This window comes from Dyella humicola, assembly GCF_026283945.1.
GTDB classification, from domain to species: Bacteria; Pseudomonadota; Gammaproteobacteria; order Xanthomonadales; family Rhodanobacteraceae; genus Dyella; species Dyella humicola.
Genome location: NZ_JAPDPC010000001.1, coordinates 2,178,188 through 2,195,088, shown reverse-complemented (window position 1 = coordinate 2,195,088; position 16,901 = coordinate 2,178,188). Strand labels below are relative to the sequence as shown.

The following is a 16,901-nucleotide window of genomic DNA, read 5'->3' as shown; positions in this document are numbered from 1 at the left end:
GTAATGAGGATGATCCATCAGGCGACTAGCCGGCCGCTCCGGCCCATCGGTTTGATCGACGGACGCGCTGCGAATCAACACATCATCGAAGCTGAGGTAACCATGGATTGGCCACCGCGATTCCACCTTGTCATCGGCCATTTGGCGCAGGTCATCAAGGCGGCAATGCGTGTCGAGCCGGACCTGGAGATGGTTATGGACTGGTTTGAGAACGATTTCATCGAAGAACTTGGCGGAACAGCCATGCACATCGTCCTTCAGGGAAGACCTGCTCAGGTGATCGCTTTTCTTGATCGCGTCACGTGGGAGATGGCGATGGATACGGCCAGGGAACAGCGCGAATCCAGTCGCGTCTAATGCAGCCTCATCTAAAACAAAAGACGCGCCATTCCTCCGTATTCCAACCGGTGAGACGGCATGCCTCCGCCTGATCGAAACGTCGCTTTCGAGTGACGGCGTTTCTAATCGCGCATGTGTAATCGCACCATTTGCTCAATCCATCCACCCATAGGTTTTTTCTTATGAAACTCCACCATATCGCCGCCACACTTGCGGCTGGTGCTATCGCTGCCACTCTCCCTGCGCATGCTAGTGCCGCGCAAGATGTGTCCAATTCGCCCGCGCAAGAACACGTCGATCACCCCATCCACCGGAAGGAAGTGCGGATTACACGCGTCACGCCCGAATACTGGCGCATCACGATGGATAATCCGCCTTACAACATCTTCGGCCCGGAGACGATCCCTCAGCTTAACGATGCGATCACGCAGATCGAGACAGACCCGCGCGTGAAGGTCGTGGTATTCGATAGTGCCGTGCCTGGCTTCTTCCTGACGCACTACAACTTTGTTCCGCCACTCTCGGATACGACCAGCATGGCCGCGGGGCGCACGGGACTTCCTCCGCTTCCCGACATGCTGGCACGCTTGAGCCGCGCACCCGTCGTGTCGATTGCAATGATCCGCGGTCGGGCCACGGGCGTCGGAAGCGAACTGGCGCTGGCGAGCGACATGCGCTTCGCCAGTCGCGAAAAGGCCGTTCTCTCGCAGTTCGAGGTCGGTGCCGGCTTTACGCCGGGTGGCGGACCCATGGCTCGCCTGCCTCGCCTGATCGGTCGGGGGCGCGCTCTTGAAGTGCTCCTCAGCGGTGATGACATCAACGGTGAGCTCGCCGAGCGATATGGTTACGTCAATCGTGCATTTCCCGATGCTGAGCTGGATGGCTTTGTCGACAACCTGGCTCGTCGCATTTCCAAGTTCGACAAGCAGACCCTTGCCGACATCAAGCAGCGCGTCGACCTCGCCAGCCTGCCTCCGGACCAAGAGCTTGGTGGCGAATGGGCTTCGTTCATCACTTCGGTGCAGCGCCCGCAGGCGCAACATCGCATTCAACAGCTGATGAAACTCGGGTTGCAGACCAAGCCTGACGTCGAAGTGAACCTCCCCCATTACACGGGATTGCTCGACGACCCCGCGAAGTGATCCTAGCCAGCGTGGTGCCAACGTGTGTCGTCATCACGTGCTTCACTTGATCGCACGAGCCACTGGCGGTGACGCCCACGCTCTGGCTACTTTGCTGTTGCTCTGAGGGCAGCGGTTAGCAACCTAGCCGCCGGTCGTCCAATGGGCCGCTTCGGCGGCCGCCGCGTCGTCAACGGAGTCATCGCCATCGTCGCCGTGGCGAGCCGGTGCTCGTATTTACCACTGAACCGCTTGGCGCAGGCACCCGGTTACCGATTGCCGCCTCGTGCGGGAAGCCTCTGTCTCGGCGACAATCGCACTGCCTCCGGCGCAGCGAAGGCTCTCCTCGGCAGGAATCTTATGGTTGATCTCAACGATATCGCCCTATTCGTACAGGTTGTGAAGGCAGGGAGCTTTGCTGAGGCCGCACGACGAGCCGGCATTCCATCGAACACCGCCAGTCGACGCATCCAGAAGCTGGAGGAGCAGTTGGGGCTTCGCTTGCTGCACCGGTCGACCCGTCGCCTAACGTTGACGGATGCTGGAGAGGCACTGTACGTGCGCAGCTCGGATCAGATCGACGCACTCTCAGAGGCCACGCTGGATCTCGCTGAGGGAAGCCGGATTCCCAGCGGAAAGGTACGCGTGGCCGCGCCCGCCGATTTCTTTAACTGGTTTGAGCTCGGATGGATAAGAGAGTTTCTTGCGACTTATCCCAAGGTCCGGCTGGAATTCGCACTCAGCGATGCCCGCGCTGACCTGGTCGCAGCGGGCATCGACGTCGCCATACGTACTGGTGCCGTAACCGAACGATCGCTGATTGCACGCCGCGTTGGCAGCAACAGAGCCTGTCTCGTGGCGAGCCCGGCATATCTCGCCGCACGTGGAGTTCCGCGATCATTAGAGGATTTGGCAACTCATGACTGCATCGCGACTCCGCCTGCGGCCGGCAGAGTGGCCTGGCATCTCGATGGCCCTGACGGAACCGTCGAGATTCATGTTCAGGGGCGACTCTATGTCAATTCGGCGCTCGCGCTGCTCAAAGCATGCATCGCCGATATGGGAATCGCCCTCCTGCCAGACGTGATGACTTCTCACTACGTGGATGATGGCCAGCTTGTCCAGGTGTTGCCCGCATACGGCATCGAGGGTTTCGAGTTGTTTCTCGTTTACCAGGGCCGTCGCCAGATGCCCCACGCCATGACTGCATTCATCGAATTCATCACGGCTCGAATGGTTACCGCCGGACTGGTAGATGCCACCGCCCCGCCCGCTTCGAGCCAAGACCACTAGTCCGTTCCCTTACTTTCGAAGAAGTTCCGTTGCGGCGCGCTCCGTAGATCACGATTGCGAGAGGCTCGCCAGCTCTGCATTCCCGCCATCGATGGATGAATGCAATCCATCCGCACTAGCTAGTGCCAGCAGCTCACTTTCGCCACATTGTGATGACGCAACGTTCCGTGCCGAATGCTCGAGAAGCTTGGCGCCGGCGATGCACGTCGGCAGACCGCGTGAGACGCACCCCTATCCCATGGACCGACCACCTTTTGCGGAGATTACGAACATGCTGAAGCCCCTGCCCCCCGGTGAAATCACAGTCAACCCAGTCGATAGCCATCGTGCCATCGCCTTCCGGACAAGGGGGTATACGCAGGGCCCGGTCACTCGCCTCATGAGCCCTGCCGATCACGGCGAGATACTCAAGCCATTTGTGTTCCTGGATCTTATTGATGCCAAGGACTTGGCCCACGCTGGCGAGCAGCGCATGGGGCTGCATCCACATTCAGGCATTGCAACGTTGACGTGGTTATTCGAAGGGTCTGTCAACTACGAGGACGACCTGGGGCGAAGAGGCCAGATTGACCACGACTGGATGGAGTGGATGCATGCGGGCAGCGGTGCCTGGCATGGCGGCGGGTTCGGAAAGTCCGATCGACTCCGCGGCTTCCAGCTCTGGGTGGCATTGCCTGCATCGTCAGAACTCACGCAGCCCTATAGCCGATACGTTCACCCCGATTCCCGCTCCATCGAGGGGCCGGTGACTGTCCTGCTGGGCCAATATGGACAGGCTAAAGCCAACATCGAGTCGCCCTCACCCATCAACTATTTTTCAGTCAAGCTCAAGGCCGGCGAAACCTGGCGATACCAACCACCTCTTGGGCATGAAGTCGCCTGGGCGGCCGTGAGTGTTGGCTCTTTGCTGACGCCGGGCCTCATTGAGGCCGGGGAGATGGCGACCTTCGAAGAGGGTGAGGACGCCATCGAATTTCTAGCGGTACGGGATACGGAATTCGTCATGGGTTCGGCGACGAAGCATCCTTACGAGTTGGTCCTCGGTCACTACTCGGTCCACACCAGCCCGCAAACGCTTCTTCACGGGGAGACCCGTATCCAGGAAATCGCAAATGACCTGCGCCAGCAGGGGCGGCTCAAGTAGCCATGCGCTTTCCGTACCAAGCCTGAGCACAATCGATCTACTACTCCGGCGCGCATTGCGGTGGCCAGGCCACGAGCTCCGCGGGGATGCTCTTACCCACGACAACCCTCTCTAATCGCCCTGCCCTACAGCCACGCATCGGCCAAGTGCGGGCTCCGCAAGATCTGCCCTAGGTCAAGCGCGCACCCTTCCACCCAAAGCATTCGGTCGACCGTGATTACCATCTGACCTACCTGGGTGCCTGTTCGACCAGCCCATTCCACGTCGAGTCGGCTTGACATCATGGTGTATATGCACTATTGTCCCGGCCCATGAACAAGCCTCCCCGGAAAACCGAAGCTGTCGCCACCATCGTCCAGGAGGTCACGCAGGACTGTCTGATGACGCGCTCACGGCGCATTTCGCGGGTGGTGACGAACCTGTATGACCAGGAACTGCGTCCGTTCGGCCTGAGCTCCTCCCAGTTTTCCCTCCTCGTGCTGATCGCCCGTATGGACGGTGCGAGCAAAGCGGAGATCGGTCGAGCCAACTTTCAGGAGCGCTCCACTTCCACGCGCAATCTCCAGTTGGTGCTTGATCAGGGTTGGGCGGAGGAAATCGTTCCCGAAAAGGGGCGCAGCCGCCCCATCAGGATCTCCAAAGAAGGGCGCGAGCTGTTGGCGCAAGCCATGCCGGCATGGCGCGCTGCCCAAGTCAAAGCCAATCAGTTACTTGGTATTGACGGCGCCTCCGCCATTGTCCAGTTGTCCTCCGGCCTCCCCGTTGAGGAGTTGGCCGGCTAATTTTTTTATCCACTATGTTGCATATACACCATTAAGTATTGAGGATTCCTGCATGACCATCGTCAAAGCCGCCGCCGTCCAGATCAGCCCCGTGCTCTACAGCCGTGAAGCCACCGTCGAAAAGGTGGTTCAGAAAATCCGCGAGCTGGGCCAGAAGGGCGTGCAGTTTGCCACCTTTCCCGAAACCGTGATCCCCTACTACCCGTACTTTTCGGCCGTCCAGACGCCGCTGGCGCAACTGTTTGGCGACGAGTATCTGCGGTTGCTCGATCAATCCGTGACGGTTCCCTCCCCCGCCACCGACGCGATCGGCCAGGCGGCCCGCGAGGCTGGCATGGTGGTGTCTATCGGCGTTAATGAGCGCGACGGCGGCACCATCTACAACACGCAATTGCTCTTTGATGCCGACGGTACGTTGATCCAGCGTCGCCGCAAGATCACGCCCACCCATTTCGAACGCATGATCTGGGGTCAGGGCGATGGCTCGGGCCTGCGCGCCGTCGATAGTAAGGTCGGCCGCATTGGCCAGCTGGCTTGCTTCGAGCACAACAACCCGCTGGCGCGCTACGCGCTGATGGCCGATGGCGAGCAGATTCATTCCGCCATGTACCCGGGCTCCGCGTTCGGTGAGGGGTTTGCCATGCGCATGGAAATCAACATTCGCCAGCACGCATTGGAGTCCGGCGCCTTCGTCGTGAACGCCACCGCCTGGCTCGACGCCGATCAGCAGGCACAGATCATGAAAGACACGGGTTGCCAGATCGGCCCGATCTCGGGCGGATGCTTCACCGCGATCGTAGCTCCGGACGGCACGCTGCTGGGCGAACCGCTTCGCGCTGGCGAGGGTGAAGTCATCGCCGATCTCGATTTCAACCTGATCTATCGCCGCAAGCAGCAGATGGATTCGCGTGGTCACTACAACCGCCCCGAACTTCTCAGCCTGATCATCGACCGCACACCGACAGCCAATCTCCGTGAGCGCGCTGCGCACCCGGCCATTCCCGCCGCGCGCGCCGTCGAAATTCTGTAATCACGCCATCCACGTTCAAGCGAGAAACCCATGAGCACTTCCAACGAAAGCCCCATCCTGGTCACCGGCGCAGCCGGTGACATCGGCGCCATTGGCCGCAACGTCGTCGCGATGCTGATCGCCAAGGGCCATAAGGTGCGCGCACTGGTGCGCCGTGAAGACGAGCGCGCAGAGGCCCTGCGCCAGCTCGGCGCCGAGGTCGTCGTCGGCGACCTCACGGACCTGCAGTCAGTGCACCGCGCCGTCGAAGGCTGCAAGCGCATCTACTTCGGCATGTCGATTTCGGCGGCCTATTTGGAGGCTACGGCCAACGTGGCCGCGGTCGCCCGGCATTACGGCGTCGAGGTCATCGTCAACATGTCGCAGATGACGGTATCGCAGATGGGCATCAACGACACGACCGACAGCCCGCAACACAAGCTGCATTGGTTGGCCGAACAGGTGCTGGCGTGGTCGGGGCTTCCGGTAGTCAATGTGCGTCCGACCGTCTTCCTGGAAGGCTTCTTCCTGCGCCTGGGCGCCATGGGCGTGCGCGACAACGACGAACTCGCGTTGCCGCTGGGGGACGCCAAGACCTCCCCCATCGCTGCTTATGACGTGGCGCGTGTCGTGGCCACGATTCTCGACAACCCCGCCCCGCACATCGGTCAGATCTACAACCTCACTGGCCCGGAGTCGGTCGATGTGGAACGGCATGCACGCGCCTTTTCCGAAGCCCTCGGTCGCACGATTCGCTATCGCGACGTCCCGGTGGAGCCGTGGTCGGAGAAGCTCAAGGAGTTTGGCGTTCCGCAGCATCTCCTTAACCACCTGGCAGTGATGGCCCGTCTGCATACGCAGGGACGCTACGACCGAATCACTGATGACGTGTTCAAGCTGACCGGCCAGGAACCGATGGGTACGGCGGAATTCGTTAAGCGTCACGTGGCCGCCTTTACGCCTGGCTGATGTCATGACGTGACGGTTCGATCTTCGCGCGCGCCACACGGCAACATCCTCTGGATCACCCAAGACCGGCAGCGTTGGCAACCCCTACGTCGCCGCTCCATCACTCAAACAATCCCAGTATCACACCTATGAAACTCGCCTCACTATTCCGCTCCATCGCGGTGGCGCTCGCCATCACCATGTCTGCTGCACACGCAACGGACGCCCCCTCGTCGGGAACGTCCTCTCACCGGGCAGTCAACGTCTCAGACTCAACCTTGGTCAAGTCGCTGCCGGGCTTCAAGAACGACTACTCCGACGTTAACGGCGTGCGCCTGCATTATGTCGTCGGCGGCAAGGGTGAGCCGCTGGTGCTCCTTCCGGGATGGCCGGAAACCTGGTGGACATTCCACAAGATCATGCCTGCGCTGGCCGAACACTACACCGTCATCACGGTGGACCTGCGCGGCATGGGTGGTTCCTCCAAGCCTGCCGATGGCTATGACAAGAAGACCATGGCCAAGGACATCAACGAACTGGTCAAGTCCCTGGGCTACGACAAGGTCAACGTGGCCGGACATGACATTGGTTCCGCCGTGGCGTATGCCTATGCGGAGAACTACCCTCAAGCCACCAACAAGCTCGTCATGATGGAATTTCCTCATCCCGACGAAGGCCTGACGAAGTTCCCGCTGCTGCCTGCGCAGGCCCCGGTAGGCGATAAAGTGGGCGCATCACGCCCGTTCCTCTGGTGGTTCGCGTTCAACCAGGTCAACGGGCTTCCGGAGCAACTGCTCGCCGGTCGCATTCGCATCGAGCAAGACTGGCTCTTCAAATATTTCCTGATCAACGAGAACGCCGTCGACGCGCGCGACCGCGCCGTGTACGAGCAGGCATACAACAGCAGTGAAGCGATCCGTGCCAGCAACGGCTGGTACCAGGCGTTTACCCAGGACATCGCTGACAACAAGAACTACGGCGCCTTGGACATGCCCGTGCTGGTGCTGGCCGGACCGGCCTATCAATGGATGAAAGTCGTTGTTGGGAAAAAGGCGACCAACCTGACCGCGCTACCGGTGGAAAACAGTGGCCACTTTGTGCAGGAAGAGCAGCCTGAGTTCGTCAGCAAGACCATGCTCGACTTTCTGCAGGGCCAGGCGCCCTCAAGCAAGTGAAACGATAGCTGTGAGGGATCGGAACTAGCAAACACCCTGATTCAAAGAAGTAGCGGCGACGCTTGAGGCAACCACGTCGTTCTGACGGCCTGCTTCGTATTGAAGACCCAGTCATTACACATCAGCGAGAAAATCACATGAAAACGTTTATCTTTGGAGCCGCGGCCCTGCTGTCCATCGCAAGCACCCTGGCACCTCAGGGCGCACAAGCGCAGCAGGCGGGAATCCACCGCCAACAACTGTCTCAACACGACCTCAGCATGCCTGGGTGGGAGGAGTTCCAGCAGCGCCTCGACGTCGATCCCGGCAAGACTGCCCCTAATCACAGGCATCCCGGCGAAGAAATCATCTATGTGATCGAAGGCACGCTGGAATACACGCTCCAAGGCCAGCCGCCTGTCACGCTCAAGGCTGGCGATGTGCTGTTCGTTCCCGTTGGCGTCATTCATAGTGCCAAAAATGTAGGAACGACCAATGCAGCAGAGCTTGGCACCTATATCGTGCCGAAGGGTAAGCCGCTTATTGAATGGATCAAGTAAGCGATTTTGAGGCGGTAATTGATCGAATGACCGCTTACCGGCAGGCCGGCACGCGTGATCGTTCTCGAGAATTCCCATGTCAAACGATACTTCTATCTCATCTCCGAGCCGGCGCCGCTTCCTGGGTGCCTCGGCCACACTCATTGCGGCGAGTTCGTTGAGCAGACTTGCCTTCGCCCAGACGACGGGTGCGTCCCCGACTTTGCCTTCACTGGCCAATGGCGACAATACCGCCATTCGTCCTTTCCGGGTGCATATGCCGGAATCGGAGCTCGTCGATATGCGTCGGCGCATCAGCTCCACGCGCTGGCCTGATCGCGAAACGGTTGAAGATGATTCGCAGGGAGTGCAACTCGCCGTCATGCAAGAACTCGCGCGCTACTGGGCAACGGACTACGACTGGCGCAAGTGCGAAGCCAAGCTCAACGCACTCCCCCAATTCCTCACCGAGATCGACGGGCTGGATATCCATTTCATCCACGTTCGTTCGAAACACAAGGACGCCATGCCGCTTATCGTGACGCATGGATGGCCAGGCTCGGTGATCGAACAACTGAAGATCATCGATCCACTGACCAACCCGACCGCACACGGCGGCAAAGCATCGGATGCGTTCCACCTGGTCATTCCCTCTCTGCCTGGGTACGGCTTCTCGGGCAGACCGACTGCCACCGGGTGGGGGCCCGAACGCACCGCACGTGCGTGGGTCACGCTCATGAAGCGTCTTGGTTATGCGCAGTTTGCGGCGCAGGGAGGCGATCTTGGTGCCGTGGTCGCGAATACGATGGCCAAACAGGCGCCACCCGAATTGCGAGGCATTCATGTGAACTTCCCGGCGACCGTGCCCCCCGACATTCTGAGATCGCTGCAGGTCGGCGACCCCATGCCTTCGGATCTCGCGGGTGAAGAAAAGCGCGCCTACGAAGAACTGAGCGTGCTGATCAAGAAGCGACGCGCCTACGCACAGGAAATGGGCACGCGCCCCCAGACGCTTTATGGCTTCGCCGATTCGCCCATCGCACTGGCGGCCTGGATGCTCGATCACGGCGATGGCTGGGGCCAGCCGGCCGCACCGATCATCTCAGCCTTGCAGGGAAAGCCGGTGAACGGCCACGGCCCCGGCGCGCTGACGCGTGACGACGTCGTGGACAATCTCACGCTCTACTGGCTGACCAACACGGGCGTATCGTCCGCGCGCTTCTACTGGGAGTCGCATGCCAACTTCTACGTTGCGCAGGACATTTCCGTGCCAACGGCGGTGAGCGTCTTCGCGGGCGAGAACTACGAAGCACCGAGAAGCTGGTCCGAGCGCGCTTATCGCCACCTCATTTACTACAACCGCGTCAAGGATGGCGGCCATTTCGCGGCGTGGGAGCAACCGCAGCTCTTCGTCGAAGAAGTGCGCGCCGGCTTGAGGCCGCTGCGCGCCTGATACCCATCCACCATTCACTCCATCATTTTCTACCGGATCTGAACCATGAAATTCACCGACACCGCACCCACCCTTCCCCGCCCCGCCGGCCCGCCGCCGTGGCTAGCAAAACTTGCGCAGGACGCCACGCTCGAAGGTGCCGTACTGAAGCGCCCCGTACACGGCAAGGACAACATCCTCGCGCTCATCTCGCATGCCCGCACGCTGTACGAATTTCAGGACTACACCTACTTCGGCAACATCAGCGATCAATTCTTCCTTGAGTCATATCGCTCGAGCGTCAATGGCGTTCCGCTGGAGTGCTCCATCATCGTCCACACGAACGCCGCGGGCGAGGCTGACTCGGTACTGATCCATCACTATCCGCTGAGCGGCGTGCACGAATTCTCACGTCTCATGTGGGAGAAATTCGGTGACCGCTTCGGCGAACTGTACTTGACCGCCGCGCAGTCCGAAGGACTGAACAAGGCGTCAGGCAAGTAACGCGACAGCTCCCGGCGTCACGCGACAGACGCCGGGAGCGAACCCCTCCCCACGCACCGCAATCACCCCCGATGCGGTGCCACGCCGACCTGCCGGGCCGGCGCCGTACCAACACACACTAAGCAGGACTGCCACCATGCCCATGATCGACGCTCTTATCCCGGAACACGCCCTGACGCCGGAGGCCGAGACGCGCCTCCTCAAGGAACTCACCGATATCCTGATCCGCGCGGAGGGATACGACCCGAGCAACACCAATGCGCAACGCGTCTCCGTGCTTCACCTCCATCGTCCCGCTGCCGTCTTCGTCGGTGGCGAGCCTTCGAAGTCGCCGCGCTACCGGATCATTCCTTCAGCGCCGGAAGGTCAATACACCGACGAATCGCGCGCGAACCTGGTCAAAGAGATCACGGAAGCGGTAGCGCGCGCCGAGAACACGCCCTACCAGGAGATCGCGCCGCGCGTATGGATCTTCCCCACGGAAATCCCCGATGGCCAATGGGGAGCCAATGGGATCATCAACCGGCTGCCCGACATCCACGCCATGCTCGTGGGCGAAGCCGAACGTCATGTGGGAGCCGAGCGGCTCGCGCGCAGGCGCCGCGAGAAAGCGGGCATCACCCTGGCGGCGGCGCTCGACGCTACGCAACAAGACTAGGGCCTCACCTCGGGAAACCCGAGTTGTTTCCCAGCTCAAACATCGTCGTCATCGTGACGCGGGGCAGGCCTCTTGAACAATCAACGCTTGCATTCGCAGCAGGAAAAAGTCATGTCATTCCGAATCAAATATCTCCCCATCATCGCCGTTGGCGCTCTTCTCTGCGCCCATGCCTGGGCCCAGAGCGCGCCTGATGGCAACCGCCCACCGACGGTCATTCCCGTCGCTTCGGAGCCAGCGCCTAAACTGATTGCGTATCCGCCCGAACCGGAGCCATTGGCTCGTGGCGTCGTCATCATTCCGTTCCGCACGGAGAACCTGCGCGTCATTCCCGTCTTCGGCAAGGGGGCGCTGAACGTGTCGCCGCGCGTTGGCCATCTTCATGTGTCGGTCGACGATTGGCCGGGAGGCTGGGCCCATACAAGCCAGGACCCCATCATCGTGAATGCCCTGAAGCCGGGCACGCATCAGATCAAGCTCGAAGTGGCCGATCCTACGCACAAGATTCTCACCAGCGAAACGGTGACCGTGGCCATTCCGGAACAGAAGATAGCCGCGTCGCCGGCGCACTGACCCTTCGATATCGTCGTCGCGACTTTCAACACGGGCTGGTTCTCATGGCCAGCCTGTGTCAGACAGCTGCGAGGCTGCGCTGCCGAGACGCGCACACGCTTGACCCACGAATATATGCAAACCCCGATAGCAGCCTGATCACGCACGGTGCCGCTTTTTGCGGACCATGCCGCCGTGGTTGCCAGCGTATGACGGCGTATTCGCACAACACCTTCCGTTGAGGCTCACCGATTTTTCCGCCTGACGCCGGCTCGTCAAGCCGCCCTCTGCTCGGCCGTTTCCTGATCTTTACCTGACGGACAATGCCATCGTCGTGTGCGATGGTCGCTCAGTCGTGGTGGTTTTGGTGCGATGCCTGGTCACCAGCGACAGCTTGAGAATGAAGCAGCGCGGGCCGTGTGAGCCTCTAACTCACACGACCCGCTAACCACAACCAACTAACGGAGAGTTGATCATGGCTACGCCAGATCATACGGAACACTCACAGGCTTACCAGCCCTCGGGCGCACGCCCCAGCAACCCACTAGGCCGCCCCAACTGGAAGCTGACCCTCGCCGAGAACGCCAGGCAAACGGAGGCGGCGCGCCTCGGCGGCTTGTGCCTTGGCATCCACGCCCTCTCGCGCATACTCGCCAACAGCGACGTGTTTCGTGAGTTGCAGACCACCTGCGAATCGACCGCGCCGGGCTTTTGGCCGCTCCAGGGGGACATTATCGAAGGTTTGTTTGCCGCGTTGTATTTCCTGGGCGAGGAGGCCGAATCGCTGACTCAGTCTTTGCCGGGCCATCCCGCCTTTGAATAACGCGTTAAGAGAGGGGCGGCGAGAAGGCCGCCCCTCGCACGGCCGTCGAAGAGTGCGTGCACATTCGCTTGAGCTCAATCGTTGGCACAGCGAAGACGTCGGAACAAACGATTCAACGCGACTCAGTCACCCGTGGGATTGTCGAGAGAACGGAATGTGGCCCGAAGTTCCTCGGCTGTCTGATCGGGTGCCTGCAGATGGGGATAGTGGCCGAGGTTGGGGAGAATCGTCAGTTTTGCATGGGTACGGTTCGCAAACTCAACGCCCATCTCCTTCATGATGTAGATGTCCTTCTCGCCCCACACCACGTTCACGGGCACCTTCAGCTTGGCCATATTTGCTTCAAAGTCATCTTGATCGCGCGTGAAATTGGCGTAGTAGTGGTAGAACGCATCGGCCGCGGTAATGTCGCCACCCCAACCCTTCGCGATGTCGTCCTTGAACTCCTGCGACAACGTATAGTGCTCGTCTTCCGGCAGGCCGCGGAAGAACGTGTTTGCCAGGATTTCATCTCGACCTTTGTTCATGGCGGCATGCACGGCCTCAGCCGAAGGCTCGGATTTCAAGCCCTGCAAGCTTTGGTACATGTACTGCGGACGGTTGAACGGCGCAAAATCCCCGACGACGATCTCCCTGGCGATTTGGGGGTCTTCCAGCGCGGCCAACAGCGCCGGCAAGGCCCCAATATCGGTCGCGTAAATCACCAACTTCGAGCGGTCGATGCCAGATGCGCGGATATAGTCCTGAAGTACCTTGGCGTAATCCTTCGGCGCATAGGAGAAGCGATCGGCGCCTGGACGCGAGGACTGACCGTAGCCAGGCCAGTCAAACGCATGCACCTCGTAATCGCGGGACAACGATTCGGCGATGGCCTTCCACGCATACACCGACTCCGGGAAGCCGTGCAGGAACAGCACCGTGCCTTTCGGGTGGGACGGCCGATAGACCATGCTGCGCAATTTGATATCGGAACTGACCTGAACTTCGCTGATTTGCATCTTCGGCGCCGGCACGGTGCTGGATGAATGATGGGTTTGAGGCAGGGCGCCAGTACTCAGGATGACGCCAAGCGCAGGGGAGAGAGGGTTTCTAACAGAGTTTTCATGACTATACCGTTCAGGAGAAATGACGATCGTCAGGTTTCAAGTTTGATCTCAGAAATACTTTGACGAGCAGCAATGGCCCATGCCGGCTGGGCCGGGTGTCACTTGCCCTGGATGAGGCGGCTGAGCGGAGCAAGCGGAGCGACTGCCATGAGCTCATAGGTGTGCAACCCTTCCGATACAAACGGCAGCGTATTCAGCGTCGCCCTGGCCTCATCAAGAGATTCGACGTTCATCAGAAAGATGGGGCCCATCTTGTCGCGAAACCAGAACTGCTCGATCTTTCCGTCGAGGTACAGCTGCAGCGTGTGCGGTGCTTCATGCGGAATGAGTTTTTCAAATTGCTCCGGTGTCCAGGCAGCGGTTTTGGTGGCGATTGCCATGACTTTCATGTGGTGTTCTCCAAATAGGTCGTTTTCAGGATCAAGCTGTGAAGTCCGCGAACTGCGGTGATTGGAGGGCGGTGACGACGCCAATCCATGACAAACAGAGGCTGGCGCTCACGTTCTAAGCATATCGAAGGGGGCTCAACTGGCTAATGGCCAGCAGGCTCAATGAGATGTCCAGGCGGATCAGCTTTCACACCAGAACCCTCTTAGGGCGCCTTCCACTACTTTGGCGGGCGGCGGCGGCGTAGCATTTCATCCACCGCTTCAGCGTCTATCCTGACCTGCCGCGGCATTGGCGTGGTTTTGATTAGAGCGCCCCCGGTTCGCACGTCGTCAACTCGGCCTGGGTCGCACGATTGACGGCGCGTGAATGGAAGGCAGGAGACGCGATATGTCCACTGAGGCAGTGCGTGACGCTTTGACGGAATTGGCTCCCGTGCTCCGCGTGCGTCCCGAGCTCGATGATTTCTGCCGATTTGGCGGGTCGTGGACCGCGGGACATGACGCGGCGCCTCAGGGCGTCGCCTATTTCCATATCGTTACACGCGGGCACTGTCTTCTCGACCGCCCGGGCAACGAGCCGCTCGAGCTCACGGAGGGAGACGTGCTCGTGCTTCCCCATGGCGATACCCACGCGGTGCGATCCCGTCTCAGGAATCAATACTCACACGAACCTTTCCTGGTGGAGTTTGAGAATTCCATCCGCAAGAAGTCCACCGCGACCATGTCGGTGGAGACGGAGCTGGTATGCGGTCGACTGCATTTCGAGGCGGCCGCGAAAGGCCTCGTCGCGTCGGTGCTACCCAATGTCATCGTCTTAAAGGCGGCGAACGGCGTTTCGCTGGAGCGGTATCGCGCCCTGATGTCGGCCATCCAGGAGGAACTCGATAGCGGTCGGCCGGGTTCTCTGGCGATTGCGACAGACATCGCCAGCGCGCTGTTCGTGATGATGCTGCGCAATTATCTTGAGTTACAGAGGACCACCGAGAGCGGGTTGCTCAAGCTGCTTGCTGATCGAATCACCTCGAAGGCGGTGCAGGCCATGGTGCGCGAGCCGGCAAGAGCCTGGTCACTGGATGATCTGGCTGATCTCGCCGCGACCTCGCGCGCCACGCTGGTCCGGTCTTTTCGCAAGACATCAGGTTTTGCGCCACTCGCGTTTCTCAGTGAGCTCAGGCTCGGACTGGTACATCAACGACTGCAGTCGGGCCGTGAGCCCTTGGCGAAGATCGCCATCGAGGCAGGATTTCAGTCGGAAGCGTCGATGAGTCGCGCGTTTCATCGTCGCTTCGGCGTTCGCCCCGGCGCATCCAGGAAACTGGCCATGTCAGCGGACGAGAACGCGTAGATTGCACACGCTTCAACTGCGGCCGAACGCCTTGGCCAACTCAGCGGGCCGTCCGCCATCGAGCTCGTCCTGAATGGCGGACGTGAAGGCGCGATACCTCTCCCGTGGCGCGCACCCTCCTGAAATCATCGATCGACACGCTACGCCGTCACCCATCGATCGCGGGTGAGGTTCTCTAGAGACCTCTGGGCGTAGTTGATCCGGCAGGGCATCGGATTGCGCCTGGCGGGCATCACGCCCGCGATCCCTCCTGTCTATCGTACCGACACGGTTTGCCGAGGCGGCGCTCGCGACTGAGCCTGACCACCCCGATGCCGTAAATCAGCCTTCCTCCGCGGCCATGCAATACCGCACCCTTCCCCACCAGAAATCCTGGAGTCCATAGTGAATCGTCTACATACTATTAGCGTCGCCGACGCCACCGGCGAGACTGCCGGCCTGTTCGCCGCCATCACCAAAGCGGTAGGCATGGTCCCCAACGCCTACGCCACCATCGGCAGCAATGCCCCGCATGTCCTGGCAAACATCCTGCAAACCGGCGCTGTCCTGAAACAGGGTCAGCTGTCGGGTCGTGAGCTGGAGGCGATCAACCTGGCCGTTAGCGAAGCGTCTCAGTGTGACTACTGTCTGGCCGCGCACACGATGACCAGCAAGATGGCCGGTTATTCGTCCGAAGAAATTCTCGAGCTGCGGAAAGGCGGCTTCAAGGGCGACGCCAAGATCCATGCGCTCGTAAAGTTCGCCATCACCCTGGTGTCCACGTCGAACACGCTGTCTGCAGAGGCGGTGGAAAACGTGAAGAAGGCCGGGTATAGCGACCGTCAGATCGTTGAGAGCATCCTGGCCGTGAGCGCGATCCTGTTCACCAATATGTTGAATCGCGTCAACGATACCGTGCTCGATTTTCCGAAAGCCGCGTGACCGAATGGCGCAGGGCTGAGGCGGACAGCGCCTCAGCCCTGCAGCTCTCGTGGAGGATCCTTGGTCGCCAACCTGCCTTGGCGGCATGGGTTGCCGCGCGCGGTGTTATGCCACCGACAAGTCAGTCGTCGTGGACGGGTTCAGTCGCGCCTTTAAGTCCTGTTTCGGCCATGCGCCAAAGAAGGTCCGGGAAAGCACGATGCCTTCAGGATGAGCTGGGAATTGGATCTGCCAGCCATTTCGGAAATCTTGGGCGCTGCGGGCATACTTGCTGAGGTCGAATGCACGGACGACCTCGAAGAGTGGCGTCCGCGGGAAGGCAGCTACGGCGATACCCTACCCGTCGACAGTCAGGCGAGCGTCGCCTGCCCGTCTGCGCGACCAACACGCTTTCGCTTGTGACCTTTGGCCACCACGATGTCGTCAGGCGCCAAGCTCTCGCCGGCTGCATTGACCAGGCTCAAGCGTGCGATAGGCAAGTTGCCACGGTCACGAGCGAGCATCATTTCCTCACCTTCTTCGAAGAGGTGATCCTCGCCCCACTGGCGCAAGGCGAACAGAATGACGCGGAGTTGGCGTCCCTTTTCGGTGAGGTGATATTCGCTGCGCGCGCCGCCGTCGGCAGCAGGCCGCTTTTCCAGCACACCATTGGCAACCAGCGTCCTGAGTCGTTCACTGAGAATGTTTTTGGCGAGCCCGAGGCTCTTCTGGAACTCGCTGAAGCGGGTCATGCCACCGAAGGCATCTCGCACGATCAGCAGCGTCCACCAGTCGCCGATCTCGTCGAGCGCCCGAGCAATAGGGCAAGTCGCTTCCATCAAGCTTACGCGTCGCATGCGTGG

Annotated in this window: 19 protein-coding genes; 16 read left to right on the top strand and 3 right to left on the bottom strand. The window is 60.3% G+C overall.

The annotated features are described in order from the left end of the window. Positions 1–9: 9 nt before the first annotated feature. From OUZ30_RS09825 to OUZ30_RS09760, 14 genes are all read left to right on the top strand, one after another. A complete protein-coding gene (locus OUZ30_RS09825) occupies positions 10–357 on the top strand; it encodes a hypothetical protein (protein WP_266182059.1) in 348 nt (115 codons plus the stop codon). Positions 358–521: 164 nt separating this feature from the next. Next, on the top strand, positions 522–1,481 hold the full coding sequence (locus tag OUZ30_RS09820; RefSeq protein ID WP_266182058.1) for an enoyl-CoA hydratase/isomerase family protein: 960 nt from the start codon (positions 522–524) through the stop codon (positions 1,479–1,481). A 339-nt stretch (positions 1,482–1,820) separates the two neighbouring features. Then, complete coding sequence (locus OUZ30_RS09815) at positions 1,821–2,753, top strand: LysR family transcriptional regulator (protein ID WP_266182057.1); 933 nt, start codon at positions 1,821–1,823, stop codon at positions 2,751–2,753. Positions 2,754–3,024: 271 nt separating this feature from the next. Next, positions 3,025–3,897: a pirin family protein gene (locus OUZ30_RS09810; RefSeq protein WP_266182056.1), complete on the top strand. Its 873-nt coding sequence runs from the start codon at positions 3,025–3,027 to the stop codon at positions 3,895–3,897. Positions 3,898–4,208: 311 nt separating this feature from the next. Further along, complete coding sequence (locus OUZ30_RS09805) at positions 4,209–4,679, top strand: MarR family winged helix-turn-helix transcriptional regulator (protein ID WP_266182055.1); 471 nt, start codon at positions 4,209–4,211, stop codon at positions 4,677–4,679. A 52-nt stretch (positions 4,680–4,731) separates the two neighbouring features. Next, entirely contained in the window at positions 4,732–5,709 is a 978-nt protein-coding gene (locus tag OUZ30_RS09800; RefSeq protein WP_266182054.1) for a carbon-nitrogen hydrolase family protein, read from the top strand. A 30-nt stretch (positions 5,710–5,739) separates the two neighbouring features. After that, positions 5,740–6,657: an SDR family NAD(P)-dependent oxidoreductase gene (locus tag OUZ30_RS09795; protein WP_266182053.1), complete on the top strand. Its 918-nt coding sequence runs from the start codon at positions 5,740–5,742 to the stop codon at positions 6,655–6,657. 257 nt (positions 6,658–6,914) lie between these two features. Next, positions 6,915–7,811: an alpha/beta fold hydrolase gene (locus OUZ30_RS09790; RefSeq protein ID WP_266182052.1), complete on the top strand. Its 897-nt coding sequence runs from the start codon at positions 6,915–6,917 to the stop codon at positions 7,809–7,811. Positions 7,812–7,948: 137 nt separating this feature from the next. After that, the gene (locus OUZ30_RS09785; protein ID WP_266182051.1) at positions 7,949–8,350 is read left to right on the top strand and encodes a cupin domain-containing protein; all 402 of its coding nucleotides are present in this window, start codon (positions 7,949–7,951) and stop codon (positions 8,348–8,350) included. Positions 8,351–8,507: 157 nt separating this feature from the next. Next, on the top strand, positions 8,508–9,782 hold the full coding sequence (locus OUZ30_RS09780; protein WP_266182050.1) for an epoxide hydrolase family protein: 1,275 nt from the start codon (positions 8,508–8,510) through the stop codon (positions 9,780–9,782). A gap of 45 nt (positions 9,783–9,827) precedes the next feature. Beyond that, positions 9,828–10,265, top strand: a complete 438-nt coding sequence (locus OUZ30_RS09775) for a hypothetical protein (RefSeq protein ID WP_266182049.1) — start codon at positions 9,828–9,830, stop codon at positions 10,263–10,265. Positions 10,266–10,401: 136 nt separating this feature from the next. Next, positions 10,402–10,923: a tautomerase family protein gene (locus OUZ30_RS09770; protein ID WP_266182048.1), complete on the top strand. Its 522-nt coding sequence runs from the start codon at positions 10,402–10,404 to the stop codon at positions 10,921–10,923. A gap of 111 nt (positions 10,924–11,034) precedes the next feature. Further along, positions 11,035–11,496, top strand: a complete 462-nt coding sequence (locus OUZ30_RS09765; RefSeq protein ID WP_266182047.1) for a DUF6130 family protein — start codon at positions 11,035–11,037, stop codon at positions 11,494–11,496. A 454-nt stretch (positions 11,497–11,950) separates the two neighbouring features. Beyond that, the gene (locus OUZ30_RS09760) at positions 11,951–12,298 is read left to right on the top strand and encodes a hypothetical protein (protein WP_266182046.1); all 348 of its coding nucleotides are present in this window, start codon (positions 11,951–11,953) and stop codon (positions 12,296–12,298) included. 122 nt (positions 12,299–12,420) lie between these two features. On the opposite strand, the gene OUZ30_RS09755 is transcribed toward OUZ30_RS09760, so the two are convergent. Both OUZ30_RS09755 and OUZ30_RS09750 read right to left on the bottom strand, forming a co-directional pair. Continuing rightward, entirely contained in the window at positions 12,421–13,296 is an 876-nt protein-coding gene (locus tag OUZ30_RS09755; protein WP_266182045.1) for an alpha/beta fold hydrolase, read from the bottom strand. Between the two features lie 206 nt (positions 13,297–13,502). Continuing rightward, positions 13,503–13,793, bottom strand: a complete 291-nt coding sequence (locus OUZ30_RS09750) for a hypothetical protein (protein WP_266182044.1) — start codon at positions 13,791–13,793, stop codon at positions 13,503–13,505. Between the two features lie 388 nt (positions 13,794–14,181). Between OUZ30_RS09750 and OUZ30_RS09745 the strand changes: the two genes are divergently transcribed. Both OUZ30_RS09745 and OUZ30_RS09740 read left to right on the top strand, forming a co-directional pair. Then, positions 14,182–15,138 carry an AraC family transcriptional regulator gene (locus tag OUZ30_RS09745; protein WP_266182043.1) on the top strand — a complete coding sequence of 319 codons (957 nt, stop codon included), beginning with the start codon at positions 14,182–14,184 and terminating at the stop codon, positions 15,136–15,138. Positions 15,139–15,522: 384 nt separating this feature from the next. Further along, entirely contained in the window at positions 15,523–16,059 is a 537-nt protein-coding gene (locus OUZ30_RS09740; RefSeq protein ID WP_266182042.1) for a carboxymuconolactone decarboxylase family protein, read from the top strand. A gap of 350 nt (positions 16,060–16,409) precedes the next feature. Here OUZ30_RS09740 and OUZ30_RS09735 read toward each other — a convergent pair whose 3' ends face one another. Beyond that, entirely contained in the window at positions 16,410–16,895 is a 486-nt protein-coding gene (locus OUZ30_RS09735; RefSeq protein WP_266182041.1) for a winged helix-turn-helix transcriptional regulator, read from the bottom strand. Positions 16,896–16,901 lie beyond the last annotated feature (6 nt).

Excerpts from the sequence above, each read along its gene's own strand:
- OUZ30_RS09745 (WP_266182043.1), top strand. The coding sequence starts at position 14,182 with ATGTCCACTGAGGCAGTGCGTGACGCTTTGACGGAATTGGCTCCCGTG.
- OUZ30_RS09775 (WP_266182049.1), top strand. The coding sequence starts at position 9,828 with ATGAAATTCACCGACACCGCACCCACCCTTCCCCGCCCCGCCGGCCCG.
- OUZ30_RS09760 (WP_266182046.1), top strand. The coding sequence starts at position 11,951 with ATGGCTACGCCAGATCATACGGAACACTCACAGGCTTACCAGCCCTCG.
- OUZ30_RS09770 (WP_266182048.1), top strand. The coding sequence starts at position 10,402 with ATGCCCATGATCGACGCTCTTATCCCGGAACACGCCCTGACGCCGGAG.
- OUZ30_RS09795 (WP_266182053.1), top strand. The coding sequence starts at position 5,740 with ATGAGCACTTCCAACGAAAGCCCCATCCTGGTCACCGGCGCAGCCGGT.
- OUZ30_RS09800 (WP_266182054.1), top strand. The coding sequence starts at position 4,732 with ATGACCATCGTCAAAGCCGCCGCCGTCCAGATCAGCCCCGTGCTCTAC.
- OUZ30_RS09735 (WP_266182041.1), bottom strand. The coding sequence starts at position 16,895 with ATGCGACGCGTAAGCTTGATGGAAGCGACTTGCCCTATTGCTCGGGCG.
- OUZ30_RS09805 (WP_266182055.1), top strand. The coding sequence starts at position 4,209 with ATGAACAAGCCTCCCCGGAAAACCGAAGCTGTCGCCACCATCGTCCAG.
- OUZ30_RS09765 (WP_266182047.1), top strand. The coding sequence starts at position 11,035 with ATGTCATTCCGAATCAAATATCTCCCCATCATCGCCGTTGGCGCTCTT.
- OUZ30_RS09825 (WP_266182059.1), top strand. The coding sequence starts at position 10 with ATGATCCATCAGGCGACTAGCCGGCCGCTCCGGCCCATCGGTTTGATC.
- OUZ30_RS09755 (WP_266182045.1), bottom strand. The coding sequence starts at position 13,296 with ATGCAAATCAGCGAAGTTCAGGTCAGTTCCGATATCAAATTGCGCAGC.
- OUZ30_RS09785 (WP_266182051.1), top strand. The coding sequence starts at position 7,949 with ATGAAAACGTTTATCTTTGGAGCCGCGGCCCTGCTGTCCATCGCAAGC.
- OUZ30_RS09810 (WP_266182056.1), top strand. The coding sequence starts at position 3,025 with ATGCTGAAGCCCCTGCCCCCCGGTGAAATCACAGTCAACCCAGTCGAT.
- OUZ30_RS09750 (WP_266182044.1), bottom strand. The coding sequence starts at position 13,793 with ATGAAAGTCATGGCAATCGCCACCAAAACCGCTGCCTGGACACCGGAG.
- OUZ30_RS09815 (WP_266182057.1), top strand. The coding sequence starts at position 1,821 with ATGGTTGATCTCAACGATATCGCCCTATTCGTACAGGTTGTGAAGGCA.
- OUZ30_RS09820 (WP_266182058.1), top strand. The coding sequence starts at position 522 with ATGAAACTCCACCATATCGCCGCCACACTTGCGGCTGGTGCTATCGCT.